General features: G+C 65.5%; 19 protein-coding genes, 3 pseudogenes and 1 other annotated feature. Of the genes and pseudogenes, 12 read left to right on the forward strand and 10 right to left on the reverse strand.

Annotated elements, in window-relative coordinates; genetic code table 11:
• Positions 1 to 75 precede the first annotated feature (75 nt).
• The 5 genes from CA833_RS24805 to CA833_RS24825 all read left to right on the forward strand — a co-directional run bounded on the left by CA833_RS24805 (position 76) and on the right by CA833_RS24825 (position 5,886).
• Positions 76 to 1,251 (forward strand): mechanosensitive ion channel family protein, encoded by a 1,176-nt coding sequence (locus CA833_RS24805; RefSeq protein ID WP_242526627.1) that lies wholly within the window; start codon positions 76 to 78, stop codon positions 1,249 to 1,251.
• A 57-nt stretch (positions 1,252 to 1,308) separates the two neighbouring features.
• Positions 1,309 to 2,148, forward strand: coding sequence for a hypothetical protein (locus tag CA833_RS24810; protein WP_142639169.1), 840 nt, complete (start codon positions 1,309 to 1,311; stop codon positions 2,146 to 2,148).
• A gap of 146 nt (positions 2,149 to 2,294) precedes the next feature.
• The gene (locus tag CA833_RS24815) at positions 2,295 to 3,827 is read left to right on the forward strand and encodes a DUF389 domain-containing protein (protein ID WP_242526496.1); all 1,533 of its coding nucleotides are present in this window, start codon (positions 2,295 to 2,297) and stop codon (positions 3,825 to 3,827) included.
• Positions 3,824 to 5,545, forward strand: a complete 1,722-nt coding sequence (locus tag CA833_RS24820) for an SLC13 family permease (RefSeq protein ID WP_142639173.1) — start codon at positions 3,824 to 3,826, stop codon at positions 5,543 to 5,545. The genes CA833_RS24815 and CA833_RS24820 overlap by 4 nt, the downstream gene beginning before the upstream one ends.
• A complete protein-coding gene (locus CA833_RS24825) occupies positions 5,530 to 5,886 on the forward strand; it encodes a hypothetical protein (RefSeq protein WP_142639175.1) in 357 nt (118 codons plus the stop codon). The genes CA833_RS24820 and CA833_RS24825 overlap by 16 nt, the downstream gene beginning before the upstream one ends.
• Before the next feature lie 92 nt (positions 5,887 to 5,978).
• Here CA833_RS24825 and CA833_RS24830 read toward each other — a convergent pair whose 3' ends face one another.
• On the reverse strand, positions 5,979 to 6,950 hold the full coding sequence (locus CA833_RS24830; RefSeq protein WP_207080551.1) for a copper resistance protein B: 972 nt from the start codon (positions 6,948 to 6,950) through the stop codon (positions 5,979 to 5,981).
• 89 nt (positions 6,951 to 7,039) lie between these two features.
• Here CA833_RS24830 and CA833_RS24835 point away from each other — a divergent pair.
• The 4 genes and pseudogenes from CA833_RS24835 to CA833_RS24850 form a co-directional block, all read left to right on the forward strand.
• A pseudogene (locus CA833_RS24835) lies at positions 7,040 to 7,513 on the forward strand (transposase); the annotation flags it as partial.
• Positions 7,321 to 7,435, forward strand: a sequence feature (AL1L pseudoknot). (Overlaps the previous pseudogene by 115 nt.)
• Before the next feature lie 5 nt (positions 7,514 to 7,518).
• Positions 7,519 to 7,854: pseudogene (locus CA833_RS24840) on the forward strand (IS30 family transposase); the annotation flags it as partial.
• A 292-nt stretch (positions 7,855 to 8,146) separates the two neighbouring features.
• Positions 8,147 to 9,214: an IS110 family transposase gene (locus tag CA833_RS24845; RefSeq protein ID WP_142639180.1), complete on the forward strand. Its 1,068-nt coding sequence runs from the start codon at positions 8,147 to 8,149 to the stop codon at positions 9,212 to 9,214.
• Between the two features lie 16 nt (positions 9,215 to 9,230).
• Positions 9,231 to 9,446, forward strand: a pseudogene (locus CA833_RS24850) (integrase core domain-containing protein); the annotation flags it as partial.
• Positions 9,447 to 9,623: 177 nt separating this feature from the next.
• On the opposite strand, the gene CA833_RS24855 reads toward CA833_RS24850, so the two are convergent.
• The 9 genes from CA833_RS24855 to CA833_RS24895 all read right to left on the reverse strand — a co-directional run bounded on the left by CA833_RS24855 (position 9,624) and on the right by CA833_RS24895 (position 20,133).
• Positions 9,624 to 10,679 (reverse strand): ParB/RepB/Spo0J family partition protein, encoded by a 1,056-nt coding sequence (locus CA833_RS24855; RefSeq protein WP_207080552.1) that lies wholly within the window; start codon positions 10,677 to 10,679, stop codon positions 9,624 to 9,626.
• Positions 10,680 to 10,914: 235 nt separating this feature from the next.
• Complete coding sequence (locus CA833_RS24860) at positions 10,915 to 12,138, reverse strand: autotransporter domain-containing protein (protein WP_242526497.1); 1,224 nt, start codon at positions 12,136 to 12,138, stop codon at positions 10,915 to 10,917.
• Positions 12,139 to 12,316: 178 nt separating this feature from the next.
• The gene (locus tag CA833_RS24865; RefSeq protein ID WP_207080553.1) at positions 12,317 to 12,532 is read right to left on the reverse strand and encodes a hypothetical protein; all 216 of its coding nucleotides are present in this window, start codon (positions 12,530 to 12,532) and stop codon (positions 12,317 to 12,319) included.
• A 42-nt stretch (positions 12,533 to 12,574) separates the two neighbouring features.
• Positions 12,575 to 13,135, reverse strand: coding sequence for a 2OG-Fe(II) oxygenase (locus tag CA833_RS24870; RefSeq protein WP_142639186.1), 561 nt, complete (start codon positions 13,133 to 13,135; stop codon positions 12,575 to 12,577).
• Between the two features lie 86 nt (positions 13,136 to 13,221).
• Positions 13,222 to 15,006, reverse strand: coding sequence for a ShlB/FhaC/HecB family hemolysin secretion/activation protein (locus CA833_RS24875; RefSeq protein ID WP_242526498.1), 1,785 nt, complete (start codon positions 15,004 to 15,006; stop codon positions 13,222 to 13,224).
• 476 nt (positions 15,007 to 15,482) lie between these two features.
• Entirely contained in the window at positions 15,483 to 17,687 is a 2,205-nt protein-coding gene (locus CA833_RS24880) for a response regulator (RefSeq protein WP_207080554.1), read from the reverse strand.
• A gap of 174 nt (positions 17,688 to 17,861) precedes the next feature.
• A complete protein-coding gene (locus CA833_RS24885; RefSeq protein WP_142639192.1) occupies positions 17,862 to 18,200 on the reverse strand; it encodes a hypothetical protein in 339 nt (112 codons plus the stop codon).
• 218 nt (positions 18,201 to 18,418) lie between these two features.
• Positions 18,419 to 19,417, reverse strand: a complete 999-nt coding sequence (locus tag CA833_RS24890) for a nucleoside hydrolase (protein WP_207080555.1) — start codon at positions 19,415 to 19,417, stop codon at positions 18,419 to 18,421.
• A 101-nt stretch (positions 19,418 to 19,518) separates the two neighbouring features.
• Positions 19,519 to 20,133, reverse strand: coding sequence for a TetR/AcrR family transcriptional regulator (locus tag CA833_RS24895; protein WP_207080556.1), 615 nt, complete (start codon positions 20,131 to 20,133; stop codon positions 19,519 to 19,521).
• 121 nt (positions 20,134 to 20,254) lie between these two features.
• Here CA833_RS24895 and CA833_RS24900 point away from each other — a divergent pair, with 121 nt between their 5' ends.
• The 3 genes from CA833_RS24900 to CA833_RS24910 are packed head-to-tail and all read left to right on the forward strand — an operon-like array spanning position 20,255 to position 24,512.
• Positions 20,255 to 21,727: an efflux transporter outer membrane subunit gene (locus CA833_RS24900; protein ID WP_242526499.1), complete on the forward strand. Its 1,473-nt coding sequence runs from the start codon at positions 20,255 to 20,257 to the stop codon at positions 21,725 to 21,727.
• 7 nt (positions 21,728 to 21,734) lie between these two features.
• Positions 21,735 to 22,907, forward strand: a complete 1,173-nt coding sequence (locus CA833_RS24905) for an HlyD family efflux transporter periplasmic adaptor subunit (protein ID WP_207080557.1) — start codon at positions 21,735 to 21,737, stop codon at positions 22,905 to 22,907.
• Positions 22,908 to 22,934: 27 nt separating this feature from the next.
• Positions 22,935 to 24,512: a DHA2 family efflux MFS transporter permease subunit gene (locus CA833_RS24910; protein WP_207080558.1), complete on the forward strand. Its 1,578-nt coding sequence runs from the start codon at positions 22,935 to 22,937 to the stop codon at positions 24,510 to 24,512.
• The last annotated feature ends 26 nt before the right edge of the window (positions 24,513 to 24,538 follow it).

The raw sequence follows: 24,538 nt of genomic DNA on the forward strand, positions 1-24,538 counted from the left end.
CCCTTGCCTGACCAGCCTTTCGTATCGACCATCGTCTTCGCCGGCACCAACATGCCCTGGGCCCGCGAGCCCTGGATGCGGACGGGCCTCACGCTCCTCGCCCTTGCCGGAGGCGCCTGCCTTGCGAACTGGGTGGCCAAGCGCATCGTCCTGAAAGGCGTGCTGCGGCTGCTCGGCCGCAGCCCGTTCGAGGCCGAAGCGCAGCATGTCGGTGCCATCGTCGCGCGCCTGTCCAACATCCTGCCCGCACTGATCGTCCAGTCCGGAATCGCCGCGGTCCCCGGATTGCCGGCCGAATTGGTCGCCTTCGTCCACAGCCTGAGCGCCGCGTTCATCATCCTCACCCTGGCGCTGGCTGTGACGACAACGCTGACGCTGGGCAACGAATTGTACCAGCGGCGGCCCGATGCAGGTAACCGGCCGATCAAGGGCTATGTCCAGGTTGCCAACCTGCTGGTCTATGCCGCCGCCGCGATCCTCGTGCTGGCGGCGCTCATGAACCAGTCCCCGCTGCTGCTCCTCTCGGGGCTAGGTGCGATGGCTGCCGTACTCCTGCTGGTGTTCAAGGACACCATTCTCTCATTGGTCGCCTCGGTCCAGATCGGCTCCAACGACATGGTGCGCGTGGGCGACTGGATCGAAATGCCCAAGCTCGACGCCAACGGCGATGTGATAGATATCGCGCTGCACACGGTGAAGGTTCAGAACTTCGACAAGACCATCACCACCATCCCCACGCATCGGCTAATCACGGAAAGCTTCCGGAACTGGCGGGGAATGTCGGAATCGGGCGGCCGCCGCATCATGCGTGCGCTCATGATCGACCAGACCTCGATCGGCTTTCTCGATGATGAGGGTCTCGCCAAGGTCGCGCGCTTCGGCCTGCTTGGCGACTATCTGCGCGACCGTCAGGCGCAGGTCCGCAACTGGAACGAAAGGAACGCACCCTCGGAAATCCTCGACGCACGCCGCCTCACCAACATCGGCACCTACCGCGCCTACGTGCTGGCCTATCTGAAAGCCCGGCCGGACATCGCCGAAGACAAGACCCTGCTGGTCCGCCAACTCGCGCCCGGTGAACACGGCCTGCCGCTTGAGATCTACGCTTTTGCCGCGACCACTGCCTGGGCGCATTACGAGGACATCCAGGCGGATATCTTCGATCATCTCATCGCGATCATGCCCGAATTCGGCCTACGAGTGTTCCAGCATCCGACCGGGGCGGATTTTGCCTTTGTCCACGCCGCCTAGCCCTGAACGCACGTTCCTGTCGCCCGCCTCCATGTCCTTTCAGCGGAACCCCTGACCATGCCCCCCCGCCTCTCAACCCAGCTGATCGGCCTTGCGGCCGCCACCTGTTCGCTCGCGCCGAGCGCCGCTCCGGCTCAGGTCCGCTCCCATTCGGCGGATCAGGGAACATACGTCGACACGGTAGAGCTCTCCCAAAAGGCCGATCTGGTCGTACTGGCGAGGGTAACGCAAATGAAGCCTGTGCCGACCTCGACGCCAGGCGCACTGGTGCCAAGCCATCGCCGCTACTATGCAGAAGCCAGCACCAAGGCGCTGCTGTACGGCCAGAGCGGGATCGGGGGCTCGCTGCGATATCTGGTCGACCTGCCGGTGGCGCCAGGCCAAGGCAGCGCCGATTTGACAGGCAAGGATGTGTTTCTTTTCGCCTCGCCCGTTCCCGGCCGCCCCGAGGAAATAAAGCTGGTGGAACCTACGGCACAGCAACTGTGGTCGCCGGAACGGGAAGATCGGCTGCGCGCCGTCCTTCGTGCTCTGGTCTCGCCGCACGCCCCGGCCCCGGTCACGGGGGTCAGGGAACTCAGCTACGTTCCGGGCAATCTTGCAGGGCAAGGGCGCACGCAGATCTTCCTCGATACGAAAAAGGGGCCGGTGACCATCGCCGTTCGCCACCTGCCCGGCCAGGCCGAGACTTGGGGCGTCTCGCTTTCGGAAGTGACGGGAGGCGATCTGCGTCCCCCTGCCAGAGACACCCTCGAATGGTACAACCTTGCCTGTTTCATGCCGGCTTCGCCGCCGCAAAGTGCTTACGTGTCAGGCAGCTTTCCCTCCAAGCAGCAGGCTTATGCGGACTATCGCATGGTCCTTGCAGCGCTCGGCCCATGCGAACGCAGCCAGTGAATGATCCGAACCGAAACGCGCTTGAAAATTGCCGACTTTATGACGGAAACAGCATAATATCAGGGACGTTGTTACCCTGATCGAACAAGCCGACACGGAGAGCGGATTTGGACAAAGCGAGCGCGCCATTGCCATCGCAGGATAACGTGGCAGCACATTTCCAGCACGTGCCGCTCTATCGCTGGTGGCGGCGCGCGATCGTCGGCCGCGTCGATCACGCTCTCGTTCTGGAGCGTATCCAGGAGGATAGTGGCTGGTCACCGCGCTATGCCTTCATGGTGATGATGTCCGCGGGGATCGCAGTTCTCGGCCTGCTCCTGTCGTCTCCGGCAGTGGTAATCGGCGCGATGCTGATTTCCCCCCTGATGAGCCCGATCCTGGGGCTCGGCTTCAGCCTCGCCCTCTTCGATTTCTCCGAAATGCGCCGTTCGCTGACGGCTCTGGCCATCGGCGCGGTAGCTGCCGTCGTCTTCACCGCACTTATCGTCGCGCTTTCGCCGCTGCAGGCCCCGACTGCCGAGATCATCGCGCGCACCCGGCCCAACCTGTTCGACCTTGCCGTCGCGCTGTTCGCGGCGCTCGCCGGAACATTCGCGATCATCCGGGGGCGCGGCGACACGATTGTCGGCGTCGCGATCGCTACGGCCCTCATGCCGCCGCTTGCAGTCGTGGGTTACGGCCTTGCGACCTGGAACATGCCGATCCTCGGCGGCGCCTTTGCCCTGTTCGTGACAAACTTCGTGACGATCGCATTGTCCGCCACGGTCATGGCGCGCTTCTATGGCTTTGGACACCACCTCAGCAGTCAGCAGACCTGGACGCAGACTTTCGTGCTGCTCTTCGTCTTCATGGGCATGGCAATCCCGCTCGGCATTTCCCTGCGGCAAATCGCCAGTGAAACCGTGACCCTCAACCAGACCCGGACGTTCCTGGCGCAGCGCTTCGGCGCGGACGCGCGCATTACCCAGCTCGACATCGACTTCGACAGCAAGCCGCTGGTCGTGCGTGCCGTCGTCATCGCTCCGCGCGCAAGCCTCGAACGATCCAGCGGCTTGCAACAGGATTTGACCGAAAGGCTCGGACGGCCGTTGAAACTGCGGCTGGATCAGGTCGTCCTGGAGCCAGGAGCGGGCGCCATCGATGCGCAGCGCGAAGAGCTGCGCCAGGCAGGTGAAGCCGCCGCAATCGAGAGCCAGCGTATTGCCGCGCTTTCGCAGGTTCTGGCGCTTACGGCCGGCATTGCCCCTGACAGTGTCACCATCGACCGCGACCATCACCGCGCCATGGCAACGGCGGGTCCCTTGCCCGGAGCCTCGCTGGCAACCTACCGCACATTGGAGCGCCGCGTCGCCGCGCAGGCGCAAGGCTGGGACATTGTCCTGATCCCGCCGCAAATGGCCTATCCGCAAATCGCCTTTGTCGGCACCGACGACCAGCTGGACGCGCCTTCTCGCGAGGCGGTCCTGACCTCGGCGTGGGCGGCTCAGCGCTGGAACGTCCGCGCTCTCGCGGTTCCAGGTCTTCCTGAAGCTACACCCGAGACACCCTCGCTCACCGAGCGACGCGCTATTACGATTGCGGCACTTCTGCGCGAAAACGGTATCGAACCCAAGCCCGCCCCGGCCGCAGGCAGCCGAATTGCGCTCCGGGCCGCCACTGCTGACGAGGAACGGCCTTGAGCCCTGCCCTCCTCAGCGCGCTGATCCTGCTCGGCGCGCTGGTCCTGTTCGTCTCGGAGCGAGTGCGGCACGATCTCGTGGCCCTGTTCGCGCTCATTGCCTGTCTTGCAGCCGGACTTGTGACGCCTGCCGAAGCCTTCACCGGCTTTGCCGACCCGGCCGTGATTGCCGTTGCCGCGGTGCTTGTGGTTGGCCGCGCCATCGAACTCAGCGGTGCGGCAGCGGTTGTCGCCAGCAGGATCATTCCTCCCGGCGCACCGTTCGCGATCCGCCTCTCCAGCCTGCTTCTGGTTGGCGCCCTGCTCTCCGCCTTCATGAACAACATTGCCGCGCTGGTCATAACGATGCCGATCGCCTCCGAAATCGCACGGTCTGCAAGACGCCCGCCGGCGGCGACACTGATGCCGCTTGCCTTCGCGACGATCCTGGGCGGCATGACGACACTGATCGGCACGCCTGCCAATCTCATCCTCTCCTCGGTGCGCGAGACCCGGCTCGGCGCGCCTTTCGGCTTCTTCACCATGACGCCTGTGGGCATTGCCGTCACGATCGTGGGACTTGCCTATCTGGCGCTCATCGGCTGGCGTCTCCTGCCGAAGCGTGGCGGCGAGGTGACAGATGAAAAGGCCCCCTGGCGCGTCTATGAACTCGAAGTGCGCGATGAGACTTTCGATTTTGCTGAATTGCGCCAGCGCCTTCGCCGTTCCGGTGCGCGGCTCCTTGCAATGTTCCGCGATATCGAGCGGATCGAGGGCATCGATCGGCTGTTGCCCCAGGATCGGTTGCTGGTTCTCTCGCGAGAGAACCAATGGTCCGTCGCGGCCAAATCGGGCCTGGCCTCGGACGTTGCTGTAGACCGCGATCCCGATGCCGTTACGGGTCGGGTCGTTGTGGCTTACGGTTCGCCCCTCATCGGCATGGGCTATGACGAAGTCCGTACGCGTAGCCTGCAGCAATTGCAGGTTGTAGCCGTGGGCCCCAGGGTCGCCAAGGAACGGGTTCAGCTTGTCGACATGCGCATCGGCCCGGGGGACCAGCTCTACATCCGTGGCCCGCAGCGTGTTCTGGGTGCTTTCTGTGCCGGAGCACGCCTCCTCGAGATCGATCGGCACGATCCGATATCCACGGCGCGCCCGCAGGCGCTCGCAATCCTCGCCATCTTTGCCGCAGCGATCGGCTCCATCGTCGCGCTGGGGCTATCCCCTGCCCTCGCGTTTACCGGGGCAGCCGTGCTCATCGCCGCAGCGCGCCTTCTCCCGGCCGAGGAAATCTATCGCTCCATCGACTGGAGCGTGATCGTCCTGCTCGCCGCGATGATTCCGGTCGGTCAGAGTTTCGAGCATAGCGGGGCGGCGGCCATCGCCGCACAGTGGCTGGGACAGGCCCTCGGCGGGATTCCGCTCATCGGTGTGCTGGCAGCGTTGTGCGCGGTAACCTTGGTGCTGTCGATTTTCCTCAACAACGTGGCGACCGCGATCATCATGGGGCCGCTGGCGATCGATGCGGCAAACCTCCTGCACGTCAGCCCGGATGCCGCGCTGCTGGCGGTACTGATCGGCGCGTCTTCGGATTTCCTGACGCCGATCGGCCACCAGAACAACCTCCTGGTCATGGGGCCGGGAGGCTATCGGTTCGGCGACTACGCACGCATGGGCGCGCCGCTGGTGGCGCTCGTCGTGGGCTGCGCGGCGCTTACCCTCTCGTGGCTCTACGCCTGATCCGGGACTTCCCGGTGCACCAGCCGCAAGACGACGAAGCCGGCGGCGAGGAAGGCGACGCGCAACTGCTCCGCATCATGGAGACGATGCAGGCCCTGCTGCGCAAAGGGCCAACCTTCCATCGTCCGCCGTTCGGTACCCTACGCCACCAACCGACCACCTTCGCGCAACAACCCGCGCAAGGAGCGCAACATGGTCTGATCTGCATCGTCGAAATAGAGCACGTTGAGCGCGAGGTCCTTGCCGAAGTCAAAAAGACCGATCGCGATCTCGAAAAGCTCGTCGACATCATGCTGCGAGGCGGCAATGTGGCCGAAGGCGTAACCGGCAAGCTGGCTTGAATGAGGATCGAGGATTTCTGATTTCAGATGGTTGCGTGAGGGTACGCAACCAAAGCAACGCATCCCGATTAGGCAGTGTATTCCCGCGCCAATCAGAACATCGCACGCACACCAAAGACCGCCGAAACGCCGGACACCCCCTCACCCGCAGTCCGCGCAATCCGGGCGGTTCCGCCAAGCTTGCGCTCCCAGTTCACGCCCACGTAAGGGTCCAGCGATCGGTTTCGCTCGTAGCGCAGTCTCGCACCCATTTCGAGGCGCTCGAAGCCCGCTCCGACGTTCAGCGCCGGTACGTCCTGAAAGGCGAAATTGACTTCAGCCTCGGGTTCGAGCACCAGCGACTGGGTTATGCGCTGGGTATAGCCCGCCTTGCCGCGTGCGTGGACATCGCCCTTGTTCGAGACGAGCAACTGACCTTGCAGTTCGAACCAGTAAGGTGCCAGCCCCTCGATGCCGACCAGCGCGTAAGTGCGCTGCGGATCGGGCCGGAAGTCCTGCCGCATGCCGAGTTGCAGGTTGAACCAGGGATCGAGCGCGTGACGCCAGTAGGCATTAAGCTCGATACGCTCGGCCCGCTCGCCGAAGGTGCCCTCGCCCTCGCTGGCAAGCACGATCCGGTCGATATCGCCGCCGTACCACGCCTGCCCTTCCCAGCCGAAACCGTCCCCGCCCTTGCCGGTGCGGAATTCCAGTTGGTCGACCTGAAGGGCGAAAGTGTTGAACTTCATCTCCTTCACCATCGCCGCGCGCGACGCCGCCATGCGATCGGGCGCGAAGAAGCGCTGCGCAGGAAAGTCGGTCGGCACCGGTGGCGGCGGGGCATCACCCGGCTCGTCGGAGACCGTGCTTGCGGGGACGGCGTGAGCGGAGTGATCCATGCCCTTCATATCCGGCGCGCTCATGTCCATGCCGGACATGTCCATCTGCGAATGGTCCATGCTGCCATGATCCATTCCGGCATGTTCGTCGGCTTGAGGCGGTGTGGGATTAGCCTCCTGCGCTTGCACGGCCAAAGGGGAGGTCGCCAGCAGCAGCGAGGTGAGGACCGGGAAGAACCGAGCCATCAGGCTTCTCCCTCCCGGCGCACCGTCACCACGCGCTGAAGCGCCCCGGGTTTTCCGGAGGCTCCGATTTATGAGAAGGAGCTTTCGTTATGAGCAGAACCCGGAACAAGTTTTCACCTGAGATCCGCGATCGTGCAGTGCGTATGGTTGGCGAACATCGCGCCGATTACGGTTCGGAGTGGGAGGCGATGTCTTCGATTGCCGCCAAGATTGGCTGTACGGCCGAGACGCTGCGCCGCTGGTGCCGCGAGGAGGCGAGCCGACGAGCGGGGCCAGCGGCGCTTGCCGCTGATGAGAAGGCCAGGATCAAGCTGCTCGAGCGCGAGGTAAAGGAGTTGCGGCGCGCGAACGAGATCCTGCGCAAGGCATCGGCGTATTTTGCGCTGGCGGAGCTCGACCGCCGCGAGAGGTGATGATGTCGTTCATCGACGCGCATCGCGAGGACTTGGGTATCGAGCCGATCTGCCGCGAACTGGCGATCGCCCCGTCCTCCTATCGTGAACATGCTGCCCGTCTGGCCGACCCCGCCAGGCGTTCAGCACGTGCCCGGCGCGATGACGACATGCGCGAGCTGCCAGAGAAACTCCGTCAGTCACTCACGTGGGACCAAGGTGCCGAGATGGCCCAGCACGCAACGCTCCGGGTCGACAGTGGACTGAAAATCTACTTCTGCGATCCGCAAAGCCCATGGCAGCGTGGCTCAAATGAAAACACCAACGGCCTGCTCCGCCAATACTTCCCGAAGGGCACCGATCTCAGCCGGCACTCGATACCAGAACTCGAAGCAGTTGCTCACGCCATGAACACGCGCCCGCGTAAGACGCTCGGATGGAAGACACCTGCAGAAGTCCTCGACCAGTTCCTCGCCCCGCAGCAGGAAGCAGGTGTTGCGACGACCGATTGAATCCGCCCAATACCTTGCCATGAACTACACCCAGCGCCTTGCCGAAGCCAACCTGGTTCCTTCAGTCGGCAGTGTCGGGGACTCTTACGACTGTGAGAAGATGCGTGCAGTCTGGAAGGTCTGACCCGTGCTTACGACTGACCACGTGTCATGGCGTTGATCTGTCGGCCCTCCAGGCTGCACCCGGGGCGTCGCGAAACGTGACTTGATAGGAGCCTGAGGGAGTGCCGTCCCGTCACAGTCCTGTCCGCTCGCGAAGGGCCTTCGGGTTCCACCCGCCTGGAGGACCAATATGCATGATATCACACCAGACGCCGTCGTCATCGGCATCGACACCCATAAAGACGTTCACGTCGCGGTCGCGATCAACGGATTGGGCGCGCGGCTTGCCACAGCATCGTTCCCGGTAACCAGCAAGGGCTATCGCCAGGTAGCAGCTTGGGCAACCGAGCACGGAACCGTGCACGCGTTCGGTATCGAAGGAACTGGCTCATACGGTGCCGGCCTCGCACGTGCGTTGGCTGCGAAGGGTTGGCGCGTCATTGAGGTCGGCCGGATCAACCGGCAGCTCCGGCGTCGATATGGCAAGACCGATACCGTGGATGCCGAGTCTGCTGCAAGGGCCGTGCTTGCGGGTGACGCTGGCGGTGAGCCCAAGCTCGGTGATGGCACCGTCGAAATGATCCGTCACCTCAAGATCGCCCGCGACACCGCGCTCAAAGCGCGAACACAAGCCATGGTCACGCTCAAGACAATGCTGGTGAACGCGCCCCAGGCGTTGCGCGAGCGGTTCATCAGCATGACCGGCAAGATGACGCTTATCCACGCGATCGCAGCGCTGCGCCCGGGGGCACTGCTATCCACCACTGCATCGGCGAAGATGGCGCTACGCGCATTGGCGAACCGATGGCTGATGCTGGATGCCGAGATCAAAGAGCACGAAGCCGTCCTCGAGCAGTTGGTGCGTGCCCACGCACCGGCATTGATGGATGCGCCTGGCGTGTCGACCGGTACCATCGCCGACATGCTCATTGTCTTGGGCGACAATCCTCAGCGGATCCGATCCGAGGCCGCGTTCGCCAAGCTATGCGGCGTGTGCCCCGTGCCGGCATCAAGTGGCAAGACCAACCGTCACCGGCTCAACCGCGGTGGCAACCGGCGGGCGAATGCGGCTCTGTACCGCGTCGCCTTGGTTCGCATGCGCCACCATCCGCCGACCCGCGAATATATCCAGCGCCGAACCGCCGAAGGCAAGTCACCTCGCGAAATCCGGCGGTGCCTCAAGCGCTACATCGCTCGCGAAATCTACCAACACCTTTGCACTGAAAAGCCGCTCCCAGCAGCCGCGAAAGGCTCTTGACCAACATAGGAGCATCAACGCTTTGGCCGAAACAATCAATGGTCTCTACAAGGCAGAGGTAATCTGGCGCCAGCGCTCCTGGCCGAGTGCATCGGCCGTCGAAATGGCCACCTTGCGCTGGGTCCACTGGTACAACGAGCATCGCCTCTTCGGTCCCATCGGCTACATTCCGCCCGCCGAGGCAGAGGCAAATTACTATGCAGCCATCGAGACCCTCGATATGGCTGCCTGAGCCAAACCGGATAGCCTCCGGAAAACCCGGGGCGCTTCACTCCCCAAGGGAGACCGCGAGCGGGAGGGAATGGTTCCGCGCCGGAGACGCGCTCAGAGGCCGTTTGGAAATTCGCGAAAAGCGCATTGCACGCCGCCAGCCTTCAAAATGCCCTGCCGGGCATTTTCCAGACAGACTTCAATCCTCGCTGGCCAAGTCCTCGGCCAAGGCTCCATAGGGCGCTTGATCGGGCGTTTCATCAAGCGCGCCCTCCCGCGCCTCGCGCAGCGCCCGCTCGACCGCCTCCAGCACCCCGGCCAGCCCGCTGCCTTCGGCAACGAGAATCTCGACGGCCAGCCCCTCGCGCACATGGCGCAGGCGGCCGATCCGCGATCCGTCCAGCTCGATCGCCTGTTCGGCCTCGCGCAAGCGATCGGTCGTCTTGCCGGCCTGCTTGAGCCGTGCCAGCACGCTGGCCGCGGGGATCAGCCGCTCGCCAGTGGCGGCCAGCTTCTGCTGCTCCTCGGCGATGCCACGGGCCGCGCAGAGCACATGTTCGCGCTGCTGGGCCCGGCGCAGCAGCGGCGTCAGCACCTCGGAATGGCGGACGCGCAGTTCGTCCTTGGTGGCGAAGGCGTCTACCACCTCGTCCGGCATCTGTGCCAGCGCCAGCAGGCGACTGAGCTGGCTGTTCGACAACCCGAGTGCTTCTGCCATGCGCGACTGGACGCCGCCGTAGAAACGATCGACCGCATTCTGATAGCTGCGCGCGCGATCGATCTCGGTGATGTCCTGACGTTCACGGTTCTCGATATCGGCAAGGCGGAACGCCTCTTCGTCCGACAGGTCGACGATCAGCGCGTTCAGGCGGATTTCCGGCCGCCCGTTGTGATTGAGCCAGTCTATCGCGAAACGGCGCCGGCTCCCGACCAGCAACTGGTAGGGCAGGTCGGCGCCCGGAGGGTTGCGGCGGTCCAGGACGGGGATGCGATTGCCGTCTTCCAGCGCGATGGAATCGATCAGCGAGCGGCAACTATCGGCAGAGAGGCCCGGCACGTCGCGCGGGTTGCCGTCCCACACGCTGCAATCCGACGGCCGGATCGAGATCGCCCCGCGCGAACGGGTATTGTCCTGCACGAAATCCGACAGGCGCGCATCCAGCCGCGACAGCGCCGCGGCATCCGCAGGCCGCAATTCGGCCGGGGCAGGTTCGTAGGACAGGGTTGCGAGAATATCCTTGAGAAAACCTGCCATCAAACCCTCCGATGGTGCGCTGCAAAGCCCGCACAAGGCGCCAGATCGGGACCGCCTGCCCCGCGCTTCGCGGCATTGCCGCCCCCTGGCCCACCGATGATACCGCCCCGCAGCGCCGGTGCTGCCCGAAACTGTGTTCGTTTCGACTGCATTTTCGGTGGACGCTTGCGGTATCGGGCGGCGCGGGAACCTGCCGCGCCGCCCAGCCCGTTCGGTGGTGCGACCCGAGGGCTATTCAGAACCGCCTGCTGGCCGTGATCGCCAGCCCATGCACATGGCGATCGGCGGCAAATTCGCCCGAATAGGCAAGCCTTATGCTTATCCGCTCGCCGCTCGCCGCGGACAGTCCCGCCTTCACGACGGCGACGTCGCGGGCATACTGTGCCCCGGGCAAGACAAAGATCGGCGTATCACCGCCGGCAAACACGGCTTCGATCCGGCTATCGGGATGGCCGCGCAATTCGCGTTGCCATTGTGCCTCGACGTTCGGCCTTACGGTCCACGAACCTGTTCGGGCCTTGGTCGAGGCACGCAGGCCAATGCTGCTGCGAACGGACTGCGTCTTGTACTGCGCCACGGCCAGAGCGGCCGCACCACCGTGTTCGACAAAGCCGCTTACATCAGCATAGCGGTAGTGCAGCCCGGCGAAGGGTTGCGCCCGAAGGGCGCCGAACTGCAGGATGCTACCAGCCTCGACGGTTGCGGCGGCGTTGTCTCCGCTCACGTTTGTCCTCAGCTGGTCGGAAAAGCCGCTCCAGCTGATCTGCCGGCGAAGCTTGTAATAACTGCGATTATAGACAGAAGTCGCGTCGATATAGAACGTGTTGGTCGAATAGCTGGCGTAAGGACCGATATCGACGTTGAACTGCGTGATCCGGGGGTGCTGCGACCGGTCGAGGTTGGCATCGATGCCGTCGATCCCCAGCGTTGCCCCCAGAATCAGGCCTTTCGCCGGCGAGACATCCAGGCCGGAGCGGATCGACCGGCTGTCCGAATTGGCCGCGGGCCGGTCGATCCGCTGCTTGTAGGCAGCCTGCTTGAGCCCGAAGCTGAGCATGAAGCGAACCGTCTGGTCGGCAGGCGGCGGCGGCGCCGCCGCCGCGTCCCACGCCTGTTCGCGCCGCTCGGCCAGATAGCCCCGGATCTCGCTATCGCTGGCATCCATCGACTGGATCGCCAGTCGCGGCAAGAGCCGGTAATTGCGCGGCGAAAGCTGGCCCAGCGCATCGGCGCGCTCCGCCGAACTGCCCAGGCCGTCGATCGCTGCGAGCATGTCGCCATAAACGGTCGTGTCGGGGCTGGCGATGCTGTCCAGAGCGCCGGCCACGGCGCCTTGCGCGGGGGTTGCCGCATCCTCGCCATAAGTGGCGGCCTGCGCCGCGCTTCCCAGCGAAACCGCTGCCATCAGCGACAAGGCCGCCACCGCGCTGCGCTGGAAAAAGATGGTATCGAAGCGCAAGTTCGCCTCCTTCCATGGAGCGTTTTCCAGTCCGGCAGGAACACCGGTTTGGAAAACGCGAAAGACCGCCAGACCATGATCCGGATGCCCGCGGCAACCTTCACGACAAGGACAGATGATCGGCAATATTTACAATGAAGCAACGTGAATTGAATTCTGATCGGATGGTTATTATTGATCAATACTTACAACAATCATCGATAACGCCGCGATAATTTCGCAATATCGTTCGTAATCCCGCTGATCGCGGAAAGATTCCAGAGCCTTTGCGCTCCACCGGCATTCCTTGCGCGCGCCCCTCGCCATGGCCGAAAAAAATACCGTCGATCCGGTTCCATTTTTTTCGTGGCACCGCGAAACCCAGATCCATCCCGTCGCGGCCATGATCCGGCACCAGCGCTCAAAATGCCCTTTCGGGCATTTTTCAAACGGACCCTCAACGCCAGTTCGGGCCTTCGATCCAGGTCACCAGGCTCTTGCGGCTACCCTGGCTGACGGACAGCACACGGTGCTGGAGAAACGAGGGAAAGATCAGCAGGCTGCCGCGATCGGCAAAGGTCGGCCCGGGGTTCTGGATGCCGAAGAACTCGAACTGCCCTCCATCGTAATCGCCGGGTGCCGAAAGCTGCACAACAACCGAAAGCTTGCGCGCGAACGGACGGTTCGATTCCAGCCAGACATCCTGATGCCAGTCGTAATGCCCCTTGTTTGTCGCGTGGTACTCGGTGAACTGCAGTTCGAACGGCGCAACGATGTCGGCACCGAAGTTCGAGCGGTTCGACGACTGCACAAAGGACATGATGCGCGAGACGATGTCCTTCTCCCGCCCCGCATCGAACCAGCGGATGGTCGAACTGCGCTGGATGTGATCGCTGCGCAGGTCCGCCGCAAAACCGACCGTCGCGTCCTGCGGAGCGTAATGCGCCGCGCGATTGACGATCGCGTCACACTCCGCATCGCTCAGCGCCTTTGGCCAGACTTCCCAGACGTTTTTCATTTCCCCTCCCACATCACAACTTTTCCTCATCGGACCATCGTCGATCCGGGACGCCGCTCAACCGTTTTGCGTATACGCAAAAGCGTTCAGATCGAGCGCGCCAGACTGAACAGGAACCGCGCTTTCTTGCTGTAATTCGGTGAAATACTCTTGACTGGGGCCGCCACTTGTGCCTCGACGATCCAGCCCGGAACCGGCGATACCCGCACTCCGCCGCCCGCCGTCGCCAGCGAATAATCGGCAGCCTTCAAGCCGTACGTCGGCCTGCCGTAACTATGGGCAAGCACACCATCGCCATAGACAAAGGCCGTCAGCGCCCGCTTGCCTTGCGCGCCGCCAACGAGCTGCCACGCCACTTGCACCTGTCCCGCCACCGCCTTATCGGCGGTGACGATCCCGGTCCGGTAGGCCAGGCCCGCGCCTTCCCCTCCCAGCGAAAACCGTTCGGTCGTCGCCAGCCGGTCGCGTGTGTATTGGCCGCGCAGGGTCGCCTGAAGCGATACCTTGCCGCCGACCTGCTTGACAAACGTGGTCTGGGCATTGGCCTTGCGGAAATCGGCCTGCGAATAGCCGGCCAGCGGCCGCGCGCCGAGCGCATCGAGCCCCTGGCTGATCGTGGCTGAAACGGCGTAACCACCGGTCTTGCCGATCGCGCTCCACGATGCCCCAAGCCGCAGGGCGCGGGTGCGGAATTGCCCGAAGGCGGTATCGAGGTAGTAGTTGCTGCTGTTGGCGCCGTCGAGCGATGCATGCACCGTAAGGTTGCGGCGATAGGAGCGGATCACGGGATGCGACAGGGCGATGCCCACCTGGCGCGCTTCGCCGAGGATGTCGCTCGTGCGGGTGCGGGTGCGGACATAGGCGCCGCTCACCCCCAGCGTTGTTCCATCGCTGCCCAGCGGCGTCGCATGGCTGAGCGTGTAGAACTGATAATGCGCCGGCTGGAACGGCAGATAGGCGGAAGCACGCGTGACGTCCGCTTCGCGCAGCAGCCCGTTCGCCGCCACCGTGACCTGGGCCTGCACGCCGGAGGTCACGTTGACCACGCCGCCGTTGTTGAGGTTGACGCCCAGTTCGATCTGCTTGCGCTTCACGGCAAGGTCGAGCGCCAGCTCGCCGGGCCGGGCGGTCCGCCGCAGCTTCGCCTCGACCCGCTGTCCGGGAATGTCGCGCAGCAGCGACAGGGTCCGCTCCAGCGTGGAGCGGCGTGTCGGCATCTCTTTCATCAGCCGTTTCATGCGCCGGTCGATCAGCCGCGTGGGAGTGCTCGGCGTCCGGTGGCCGAGCGCATAATCGACGACCCGCCCCTCCACCGCGCGCACCAGCAGCACGCCGCCGGTCGGCGCCTGTGGGGGGATCGACACCGCGTAAAAGGCAATATCGCTGCGCGCATAAGCCGCGGTCACCGCATTGGCGATGCCCTGCAGCACCTCCTTGTCGAGAGGCTTGCCGATCCACGGGCGCACGCAGGCCGCCAGGGTTTCTTCCGCAAGGGTGCTGCCGTCGAAACGCACCGCGGTGAGCACGGCAGCAGTCAGCGGCCCGGCGGCCCCGGGCCCGGCGGCCTTGAGTTCGGCCGGCAGATCGACGGGCGGGGCGACAGTCTGCGGCGCAGGAACCGGATCGCCTTGCGCGGGCCGCGGCAGGACCGGAACCGCGCGGTCGATACGGTCGCGGTCAATCGTCGGCACGGGATTGGCCTGGTCGGCAATCTGCGCCTGCGCAGGACGGCTGAGCGGCACCGTCACCATCGCCATGAGCAGGGCGATAGCAAGCAGCACGCGGCCGCCGATCCGGGTCCACGCAGGCGATCCGGCACGCTCGTCCAACCGGCACGGAGGCAACAGGATGGGAATAGCCTCGACTGTCATTTCAGTACCTCCCGCCGGGATCACCCGGGCCGTGCAATCGGCGCGCACAGCGAATGCGCTGCGCTGTTCCTGCTCCGGTCTAGGGAGTGCGGCAGGGCACCGCACGGCAAAGAGCAGCCGCTGCGAGGGTATCGGCGCGGGGCGCTCCGAACCGCACCGGCGGCGACATGTTCGGGGTGAAACCAATCCCGGCGGTCCCACGCAACAGGCTTGCGGAAAGCCGGAAAGACCTGTCGGCAGCGCTATCGCGCTGCGCACGATCAGGCCTGAACGAAACCCGGGAAAGGGGCCGCATAATACGCTTATTACATTGATATAAAATGATTATACCTGCGGCGCCGACGATGCCTGGGCCATTGGGCCGCCGGGATCGCGCCTGCGCAAAGCGAGCGTCCAACGGGACAATGGCCGCCCCGATCGGCGCGCCGCAACAACCGGATCGGCGGCAAGACGCAGCCGGACCGGCTCAGACTTGCTCAACCTTGTCCGGCCGCCTCGCCCGGAAGAACCTCGGGCAAAACCTCGGGCAGCGACGATCGCACCAGCCAGCGTTCGAGCGTGCGCATCAGCACGGCCGGATCCACCGGCTTGGCGACATGATCGTTCATGCCGGCCGCAAGGCATCGCTGGCGCTCCTCCTCGTAAGCGTGCGCGGTCATCGCGATGATCGGCAACTGCTCCACCGGCCAGCGCCTGCGGATCACCCGGGTGGCTTCAAGACCGTCCATTTCCGGCATCTGCACATCCATCAGGATCGCGGCATAAGCCCCCTGCCGCGCCTCCACCCCCGCGCAGGCGGCCAGGCCGTCGGCCGCACAGTCGACCTCCAGCCCGGCATCGCGCAGCAGTTCGGTGCCGATCTCGCGGTTGATCTCGTTGTCCTCCACCAGCAGCACGCGCAGCCCGCGCAGGCGCGGCGAAACGACCGGTGCGATCGGCCCCGCCAGAGCGCTGCCCTCCATGAAGCCCGCGCCGGAAAAGACCGCCACGATCGTCTCGAGAAGCGTCTCGGGCACCAGCGGCTTGGGCAGAAATCCGTCGATGACGTCCGCGCCGGTCCCCAGGACCGCTTCTTCGGTGCCATAGGCGGTGACGAGGATCGTCTTGGGCAGCAACAGGCCGCGCAGCACCGTGCGGATCGCCTGCGCCGTTTCCAGACCGTCGAGCCCCGGCATCTTCCAGTCGATCAGGACCAGATCGTAGGGCCGGGCGATCTCCTCCGCCGCCCGCAGCGCACTCAGCGCCTCGCTTCCCGAAGCCACGAGGTCGAGCGACATGCCCCATCCGGCCAGCACTTCCTGCATGATCTGGCGCGAGGCGGAATTGTCGTCGGCAGCCAGCACCCGCAGGCCCTTCACCCAGTCGGGGACCGACACGTCGCGCGGCCCGTCCGCCGCCAGCAGCATCGGTATCCGGCACGTGAAAGTGCTGCCCTCGCCCGGCGCGCTCGCCACCGCGATGCCGCCGCCCATCTGCTCCAGGATCTGCCGGCAGATCGCCAGCCCGAGGCCGGTGCCGCCGAAGCGCCGGGTCGTGGTGCTGTCGGCCTGGGTGAAGGAGGTGAACAGGCCCGCCTGCTGCTGCGCGGTCATGCCGATGCCGGTATCGGCCACGCAAAGCGTGAGGACCACGCGGTCCTCCCCGTCCCGCTCGGCCGCCAGCCCGACCCGCACCATGCCCCCGGGGGAGAATTTCACCGCATTGTTGAGCAGATTGAGCAGGATCTGCCCGAAGCGGATCTCGTCCCCGCAGAGGCGCCGGGGAACGTCCGCGGCGATCTCGGTCACGACCATGACGCCTGCGAATTCGGCATCGTGGGCGATCAGCTGGCGCTGGGCCTCGACGGCGGCGCGCACGTCGAACGGATGCGCTTCGAGCGACAGCTTGCCCGCCTCGTTCTTCGAGAAGTCGAGAATGTCGTTGATGACCCGCAGCAGCGAATTGCCCGCCTGGTTGATCTTGGCGACGTAGTCCTTCTGCCGGGCGTCGAGCCGGCTGCGGCCGATCAGATGGCAGAAGCCCAGGATCGCGTTCATCGGCGTACGGATTTCGTGGCTCATGTTGGCGAGGAACAGGCTCTTGGCGCGGTTGGCCTCTTCCGCCTCGCGGGTGCGTGCCTCCAGCGCCTCGTGCTTTGCCAGGATCTCGTCGGCCAGAGCTTTCTGCCGCGTGAAACTCTCGACCAGACGGTCGCTCAGCCAGACCAGGACCGCCGTCTGGAACAGGACGATCACGGCATGCAGGACGACCCGCTCCACGCTGCCGCCACCGGGGAAGACAACCAGGGGCAGGAGATAGAGCAGCACCAGGTGATGCAGTATCGTCGCCACGGCGGCGACGAGGATCGCCAGCCGGTCGCACCAGGCGATGGTCACCGCGAACATCGCGAAGAAGTACATGTGCATGTCCATCTGCCAGGGATGCCCCCGCAGCAGGACCAGCAGGACCGCAGGTTCCCCGATCAGCACCACCGCCGAAACATAGCGCGTCGCCCGCGAAATCCCGCGGCGGTGCCACATCAGGTGATAGCATCCCGCCAGCGCCACGCCGGCCAGCGCGGCGCGCCAGGCGGAATTGCGGGTCATCACCGCCACGCCCGCCAGCAGCGGCACATGGGCCCAGACGAGGAACAGCAGGAAGCGGCCGACCCGGTGCCGCAGCGTGTCGAGTTCCGTAATCATCCGCCCCCTCTCCCCGCCTTAGCTCGTAAACTCATAAACGGCACCATCGAGGCGCCCAAATGGCCCAGCGCTGCGTCGGGAAGTCTTGAAATATCGACATATTCCAGCGCCTTCCCTCCTGCCGCTGCGCCATTTTGCCTCAAACCTCGATTGTGCCGTTTATGAGTTTACGACCTAGTTGCCCTCGCAAGCGGCCCTTGCGCTCGTGCCGATCACCATCCACGCGCCGGCCTTGCGCATGGACGATGCGAAGTCGGGCGCCGCCGAATCCACCACCAGACTGTTCGGCAAGGCACCCGCGCCGATCAGCCTGCCGTGCGAGCGCTGGACCAGCGTGACCGTCTCTCCCAGTCCCATGCCGCGCCCGGCCACGACCAGATAGCGCCCCGAATCCGCCGCCTGCATCACCGCTGCGGCGACAAGCAGCACCAGCAGCAGTGCCAGAATTCCGCCCGCGGGAGCAAAATCGCGGAGAGTGGGACGGTCGTCATCGCTGCGCTGTGCTACGGCCATTTACATATTCAAGCACAGTTCGTTTCTTCATGGGTTAACAATTCGATCATTTTCCCTTCAATCGAGGGATCGTGACGATTTTACCCGGTGCAAGAAGCGGAAGGTGATTTCAGCAAGAGCCCGTTGGTTTTCGTTCAGGGGCGGACGGAAACCAGCGGGCCGGAGCCGGCGAGCCCGGCGCCGAGAAATTCGCCTTTCGCGAATTTCCAAACGGGCTCTCAGGCCGGGGCGCGCATGGCCGCGACGAAGTCGCTCAGCAACAGGCGGACATCGAGTTCCTCGATGACACGAATGGTGCGTCCGGGAATTTCGTCGCCGTAACGGGCGTCGTCGAGGATCCGGCGCGCCGTCTGGGTCCGGCTCCGGCTGGTCGCGGCCGAAATCGCGGTGAGCAGCACCAGCGCGCTGTCCCCGCAGCCGATCGTGCCGCCCAGTTTGACGAACGGCGGCAGCGCGGCATAGCGCTCGTAGAGCCACTGCGTCGTCGCCGAAATGTCGCGCACGTTGACTTCGAAGTCGGCGATCGAGATCTGGCACTGCGCGTAAATGGGCATCGGGATCTGCCACAGGGCAATGCCCGAGCGTTCGATGACGTAGCGCGCGGCGGCCAGATCGGCAGAGAGGTTGTACTCGTCGCCGCCACCCGGATAGCCATCGCCGCCCAGCCATACGAGCGTCATGCGCGCGGCGATCCGCGGTTCGATCCGCAGCGCCTGCGCGAGGTTGGTCAGCGGACCGCCGCAGGCAAAGAACAGCGGCAGCGGGTCATCGCGCATGGCTTCGGCAACGATCGCCTGCGCAGCCTGGGTGCCGCCCTTTGGCCCCGACTCTGGCCCCGACACTGGCCCCGGGCTCTCGCTGCCGGCCAGCACCGGGCACAGGTCGCTCCGGCCCATCCTGGCCAGCAGGTCCCGCGCCGCCTTTGCCCCTAGTGCGGCGGTGGTATCGGGATCGAGGCCGCCCATTGCCGCGAAGCGGCGATCAAGCGTGGAACTGGTGATGAGCACGCAGCGGCTCGAGCGCGACGCGACCTGATGGGCGAGCGCGATGAGCCCATCGGGATCGCCGGCAAAGTCGTTGTCGACAATCACCCGGGCGAGGGGTTCGCGGCGCACCGCCGCAAAAGCCGTGCCGGGGATGGCAGCGCCGGGACCAACGGCCAGCGCCAGGCCGGCCGCCTTGCCGATCAAGCTGCGGCGATCAAGTTTGCCCAACACGGCTTTGTCCAACAACGGCCTTCTCCCACGTTTTGCCGCAGGCCTCGCAGGACAATCCATCATCGTCAAATCGTTAGAATTGTCATTTCCATAGAAAATTACTATGGATTGGCAGCAGCCGGATCCAGGCCATAGGCTCTCAGGAACGCCTCGACGGCCAGCGCGACGGCGGTTTCGATGTCGTAGTCGGGGGCCGCGCCGAACAGCTGCGGCTCGTAGATTCCCGCCTCGAGCAGCGCGCGCAAGTGCGCGCCGACGATCATCGGATCCCCCTGCCTGAGCTTGCCCTGCTCCTGCATGCGCAAGACAAAACCGGCCATTTCGCGCGCGCCGCGCTTCGGCCCCAATTCGTAGAGCTGCGCGCCGAGCGTTGCATTCGCCCCTTCCGAGACCACCGTGCGGACGATGGACAAGTGCTCCGGCGCGGAGAGGAACCGCACATAGGCCGCCCCGAACCGGCACAACACGACCCTGACGTCATCCGAGCCGGAATCGAGCAGGTCCAGCATTGCAATGCCCTGCTCTTCCATCGCCCCGACCATGGCAGCGGCGAAGAGATCGTCCTTGTTCTTGAAGTAGTTGTAGAGCGTGCCCTTCGACCCGCCGACGCGCGCGGCGATGGCGGCCATGCTGGCGCGCTCATACCCCACTTCCCGAAACAGCGCGAGCGCGGTGTCGAGGATCGCCTGTCGGCGGCTGTCTGTCTTCACACGCATGGGCTGTCTTCCATTCCTGTACCGGACTGTACGCTTTTCGTTTGACGAGACAAGCGCGAATCCATAAATGACCGAACTGTACGGTTATAAGCCGATCCTCCGAATCGAGATGGAGTCGTTCGTGAAGCCACAGAATTCACGGCACTTGCGCAGTCTGAGGCACGCTCTGACGACAGGGCCGGCAACGGGGATCGCCTTGTTGCTTGGCGCCAATCTGCTGCTGTCAGGCTGCGCCGCCCTGCCCGCCAAAGCCGACCTCGAGCCGATCTCCGCGCCGCAGGCCTTCGCTGCCGACCGGAGCCTTGCCGCCCCGGCGGCCGACTGGCCTTCGGACAACTGGTGGAAGGGCTTTGGCGATCCCCAACTCGACAGGCTGATCGCCGAAGGCCTTGCCGGGGCGACCGACCTCAGGGTCGCCGATGCGCGCTTCGCCAAGGCGCGGGCCATGGTCGGCACCAGCCGCGCGGCCACCCTGCCCTCGCTCGATGCCAGCGCGCAGGGCGGGCTCGCCCAGCAGAGCGACAACTACCTGTTCCCCTCCGGCTTCGCCCCGCGCGGCTGGCCGGACTACGCTCAGGGCAGCCTGAACCTCAACTGGGACCTGGATTTCTTCGGCCGCAACCGCGCCGCGCTGGCCGCCGCGCGCGGCGATGCGGCCGCCGCAGGGGCCGAAGCGGCCTCGGCCCGCCTCGCGGTCTCGGCGGGCATCGCCGCCGCCTATGCCGATCTGGCCGATCATTACGCCCAGCGCGACGCTGCCGAAGGCGCGCTCAAGGTCCGCCGCCAGACGCTCGACCTCATGCAGGGCCGCCGCGCCGCGCAGCTTGAGAACGAAGGCGCCGTCGCCCGCGCCCGCTCGGCCATGGCCAGCGCCGAGGGCGATCTTGCCGCACTCGACGAGACCATCGCGCTCGATCGCAACCGCATCGCCGCCCTGCTGGGGCAAGGACCGGATCGCGGCCTTGCCATCACCCGCCCGGCGGACATGGACCACGCCGCCTTCGGCCTGCCCGCCAACCTCCCCGCCAGCCTGATCGGCCGCCGCCCCGACGTGATCGCCGCAAGGCAGCGCACCGAAGCCGCCGCCGCGCGCATCAGGCAGGCACGGGCCTCCTTCTATCCCGACGTCAACCTCTCCGCGGCCATCGGCCTCCAGGCCATGGGCATCTCCAGCCTGTTCAAGACCGGTTCCGACTACGGCAGCGTCGGCCCCGCACTCACCCTGCCGATCTTCGAGGGCGGCAAGCTGCGCGGCCAGCTGCACGGCGCCGAGGCAGACTATGAGGAAGCCGTCGCCCAGTACGACGGCACGCTGACACAGGCCCTGCGCGATGTCGCCGACGCCGCCGCCAGCCAGCGCGCGCTCGATACCCGCCTTGCCGCTGCGCAAAAGGCCGAACAGGCCGCCGAAACCGCGTGGATCGTTGCCGGAAACCGCTATCGCGGCGGCCTTGCCACCTATCTCGACGTGCTGACCGCCGAAGACTCGCTGATCTCCGCGCGCCGCACCGTCGCCTCCCTGCAAACCCGTGCCTTTGCCCTCGACGTCGCTCTCATCCGCGCGCTCGGCGGCGGTTTCCGTTCCGAAGGATAAGTCCGCAATGAACACTCACGCTCACCCCGAAACCGCCGAAGCCGTCCCCGCCGCCCCCGCCGATAGTGAAAGCCCCGCCGAAGAGGCCGCCCGCAAGGCGAAACGCAAGCGCGCCTTCACCGCGATGGCCGCCGTCGTCGCCGTGCTCGGCGGCGGCGTCTGGGCCTACGAGACTTTTGTCGCCGCGCGCCATGTCGAGACCGACAATGCCTATGTCGGCGCCAATGTCGCGCAAGTGACGCCGCTGGTCGGCGGCCCGGTCGCCGAAGTGCTGGTGGACGATACGGTCCACGTGAAGAAGGGCGACGTGCTGGTCCGGCTCGACGATACCGACGCCCGCATCGCGCTGGCCAAGGCCGAGGCCGACCTTGCCCGCACCGAACGCAAGGTGCGCGGGACGATGGCCAGCCTCACCGGCCTCGGCGCCCAGATCGCCTCGCGCGAAGCCGCACAGCTTCAGGCCGAGGCGAACTATGCCTCTGCGAAAAGTTCGCTGGAAAAGGCGCGGATCGACCTTCAGCGCCGTCAGGGCCTTGTCGCTTCGGGCTCGGTTTCCGGCGATGAAGTGACCACCGCCCGCAATGCCTTCGAGACCGCGCAGGCCAACTTGCGCGCCAGCGAGGCGGCCCGCGCCGCCGCCCGTGCCGACCGCGCCGCCATGATCGGTGACCGCGACGCCACCGGCGCGCTGGTCGAGAATGCGACCGTGGAGACCAATCCCGAAGTGCTCGCCGCCCGCGCGGTGCGCGATCAGGCCCGCGTCGACCTTGCCCGCACGGTGATCCGCGCGCCGGTGGACGGCGTCGTCTCCCGGCGGCAGGTCCAGCCCGGCCAGCGGGTGCAGGCGGGGCAGGCGCTGATGTCGGTAGTGCCGATCAGGGCCGCCTACGTCGATGCCAACTTCAAGGAAATCCAGCTCGCCAAGGTCCGCCCGGGCCAGAACGTGACGCTGGTGAGTGACCTCTACGGCGACGAGGTGGAGTTCCACGGCAAGGTCGTGGGTTTCTCCGGCGGCACCGGCGCGGCGTTTGCGGTGGTGCCCGCCCAGAACGCCACCGGCAACTGGATCAAGGTGGTGCAGCGCCTGCCGGTGCGTATCGCGCTGGACCCCAGGGAACTGGAACAGCACCCCTTGCGCGTCGGCCTTTCGATGGATGCCGATATCGACGTCTCCAACTGACCTGAGCCTTTCGGGAGGCCACGCATCATGAGCCAATCCGCAGCCGCCCCAAGGGGGACCGGCGCCTTCTCGGCGTTCACCGCGCGCGAACCGGCAGGCCCGCTGACCGGCGGCAAGCTGTTCCTTGCCGCGCTCGCCATCGGGCTCGGCAATTTCCTGGTCGTGCTCGATACCAGCATCGCCAATGTCTCGGTCTCGACGATTTCCGGCGCGCTCGGGGTCTCCTCGACGCAGGGTACCTGGGTCATCACCTCCTATGCCGTGGCCGAGGCGATCACCGTACCGCTGACCGGCTGGCTCGCGATGCGCTTCGGCGCGCAGCGGGTGTTCATCGCCTGCTACCTCGCCTTCGCGGTGCTTTCGGTGTTCTGCGGCCTGTCCACCTCGCTGGGCATGCTGGTGGGGGGGCGCGTGATGCTGGGCCTTGTCGGCGGCCCGATCATGCCGCTTTCGCAGCTTCTGCTGCTGCGCGTGTTCCCGCCGGAAAAAGCCACGCAGGGCACCGTCTTATGGGCGATGACCACGCTGGTCGGCCCGGTCGCCGGGCCGATCCTGGGCGGCGTCATCTGCGACAGCCTGCGCTGGAACGACATCTTCCTGCTGCCCGCCGTGGTCGCGGCCGCAGGCGGTCTGCTGACGATCTTCCTGCTGAGGGGCCAGCCCGATCCGCGCCAGAAGGCCTCGATCGACAAGGTCGGCTTCGCGCTGCTGGTGGTCTGGGTCGGCGCCTTCCAGATCATGCTGGACGAGGGCCGCAACCACGACTGGTTCGCCTCGCCCGAGATCTGCGCGCTGGCGGTGATCGCCGCGCTGGGCCTGGTCGCCTTCCTGATCTGGGAGATCACCGAAAAGAACCCGGTGGTGGACCTCAAGATCTTCCGCCACCGGGGTTTCACCGCCTCTGCCATTACTTTCGCGGCCGGGTTCGGGGCGTTCTTTGCCAATATCGTGATCCTGCCGCTGTGGCTGCAGCAGAACATGGGCTACACCTCGACCTGGGCCGGTTATGCGACCGGGATCATGGGTGTGCTCGCCATCGCCTCGGCCCCGGCGGTAGGGGCGGCCGTAAACCGCTTCGACCCGCGCCTGATCGTCTCGATCGGCCTTGTCGGCCTCGGCGGGATGACCGCGTGGCGCATGGGCTTCAACCAGGACGTGACGTTCCTGCAGATGGCGATCCCGACGCTGCTGACAGGTCCGTTCATGGTCATGCTGTTCGTGCCGGTCACCGGCATCGCCATGGCCAGCGTGAAACCGGAGGAACAGGCCAGCGCGGCGGGGCTCTCCAATTTCATGCGCACGATGGGCGGCGCCATCGCCACCTCGCTGGTCCAGACCGGCTGGTCGGATGCCGCGCGGGAGAACCAGACCGAACTGGCCGGCGCGATGACCTCCGCGAGCCAGACGGTCGACAGCTTCGTGGCGGGCGGCATGAGCCAGGACGGCGCGACCGCCACGCTGACGAGCATCGTCGAGAGCCAGAGCGTGATGCTGGCAACGCTCGACATGTTCGCGATCATCACCGTCTGCTTCGCTTTTGCAGCGACGCTGATCTGGCTGGCCCCCAAGCCCAAGGGCCCGATCGACACCTCGGGCGGTCATTGACGCCCGGCGCAGGGGAAGCATGCTTC

Origin of the sequence: Novosphingobium sp. KA1, from assembly GCF_017309955.1 — a bacterium.
Classification (GTDB): Bacteria; Pseudomonadota; Alphaproteobacteria; order Sphingomonadales; family Sphingomonadaceae; genus Novosphingobium.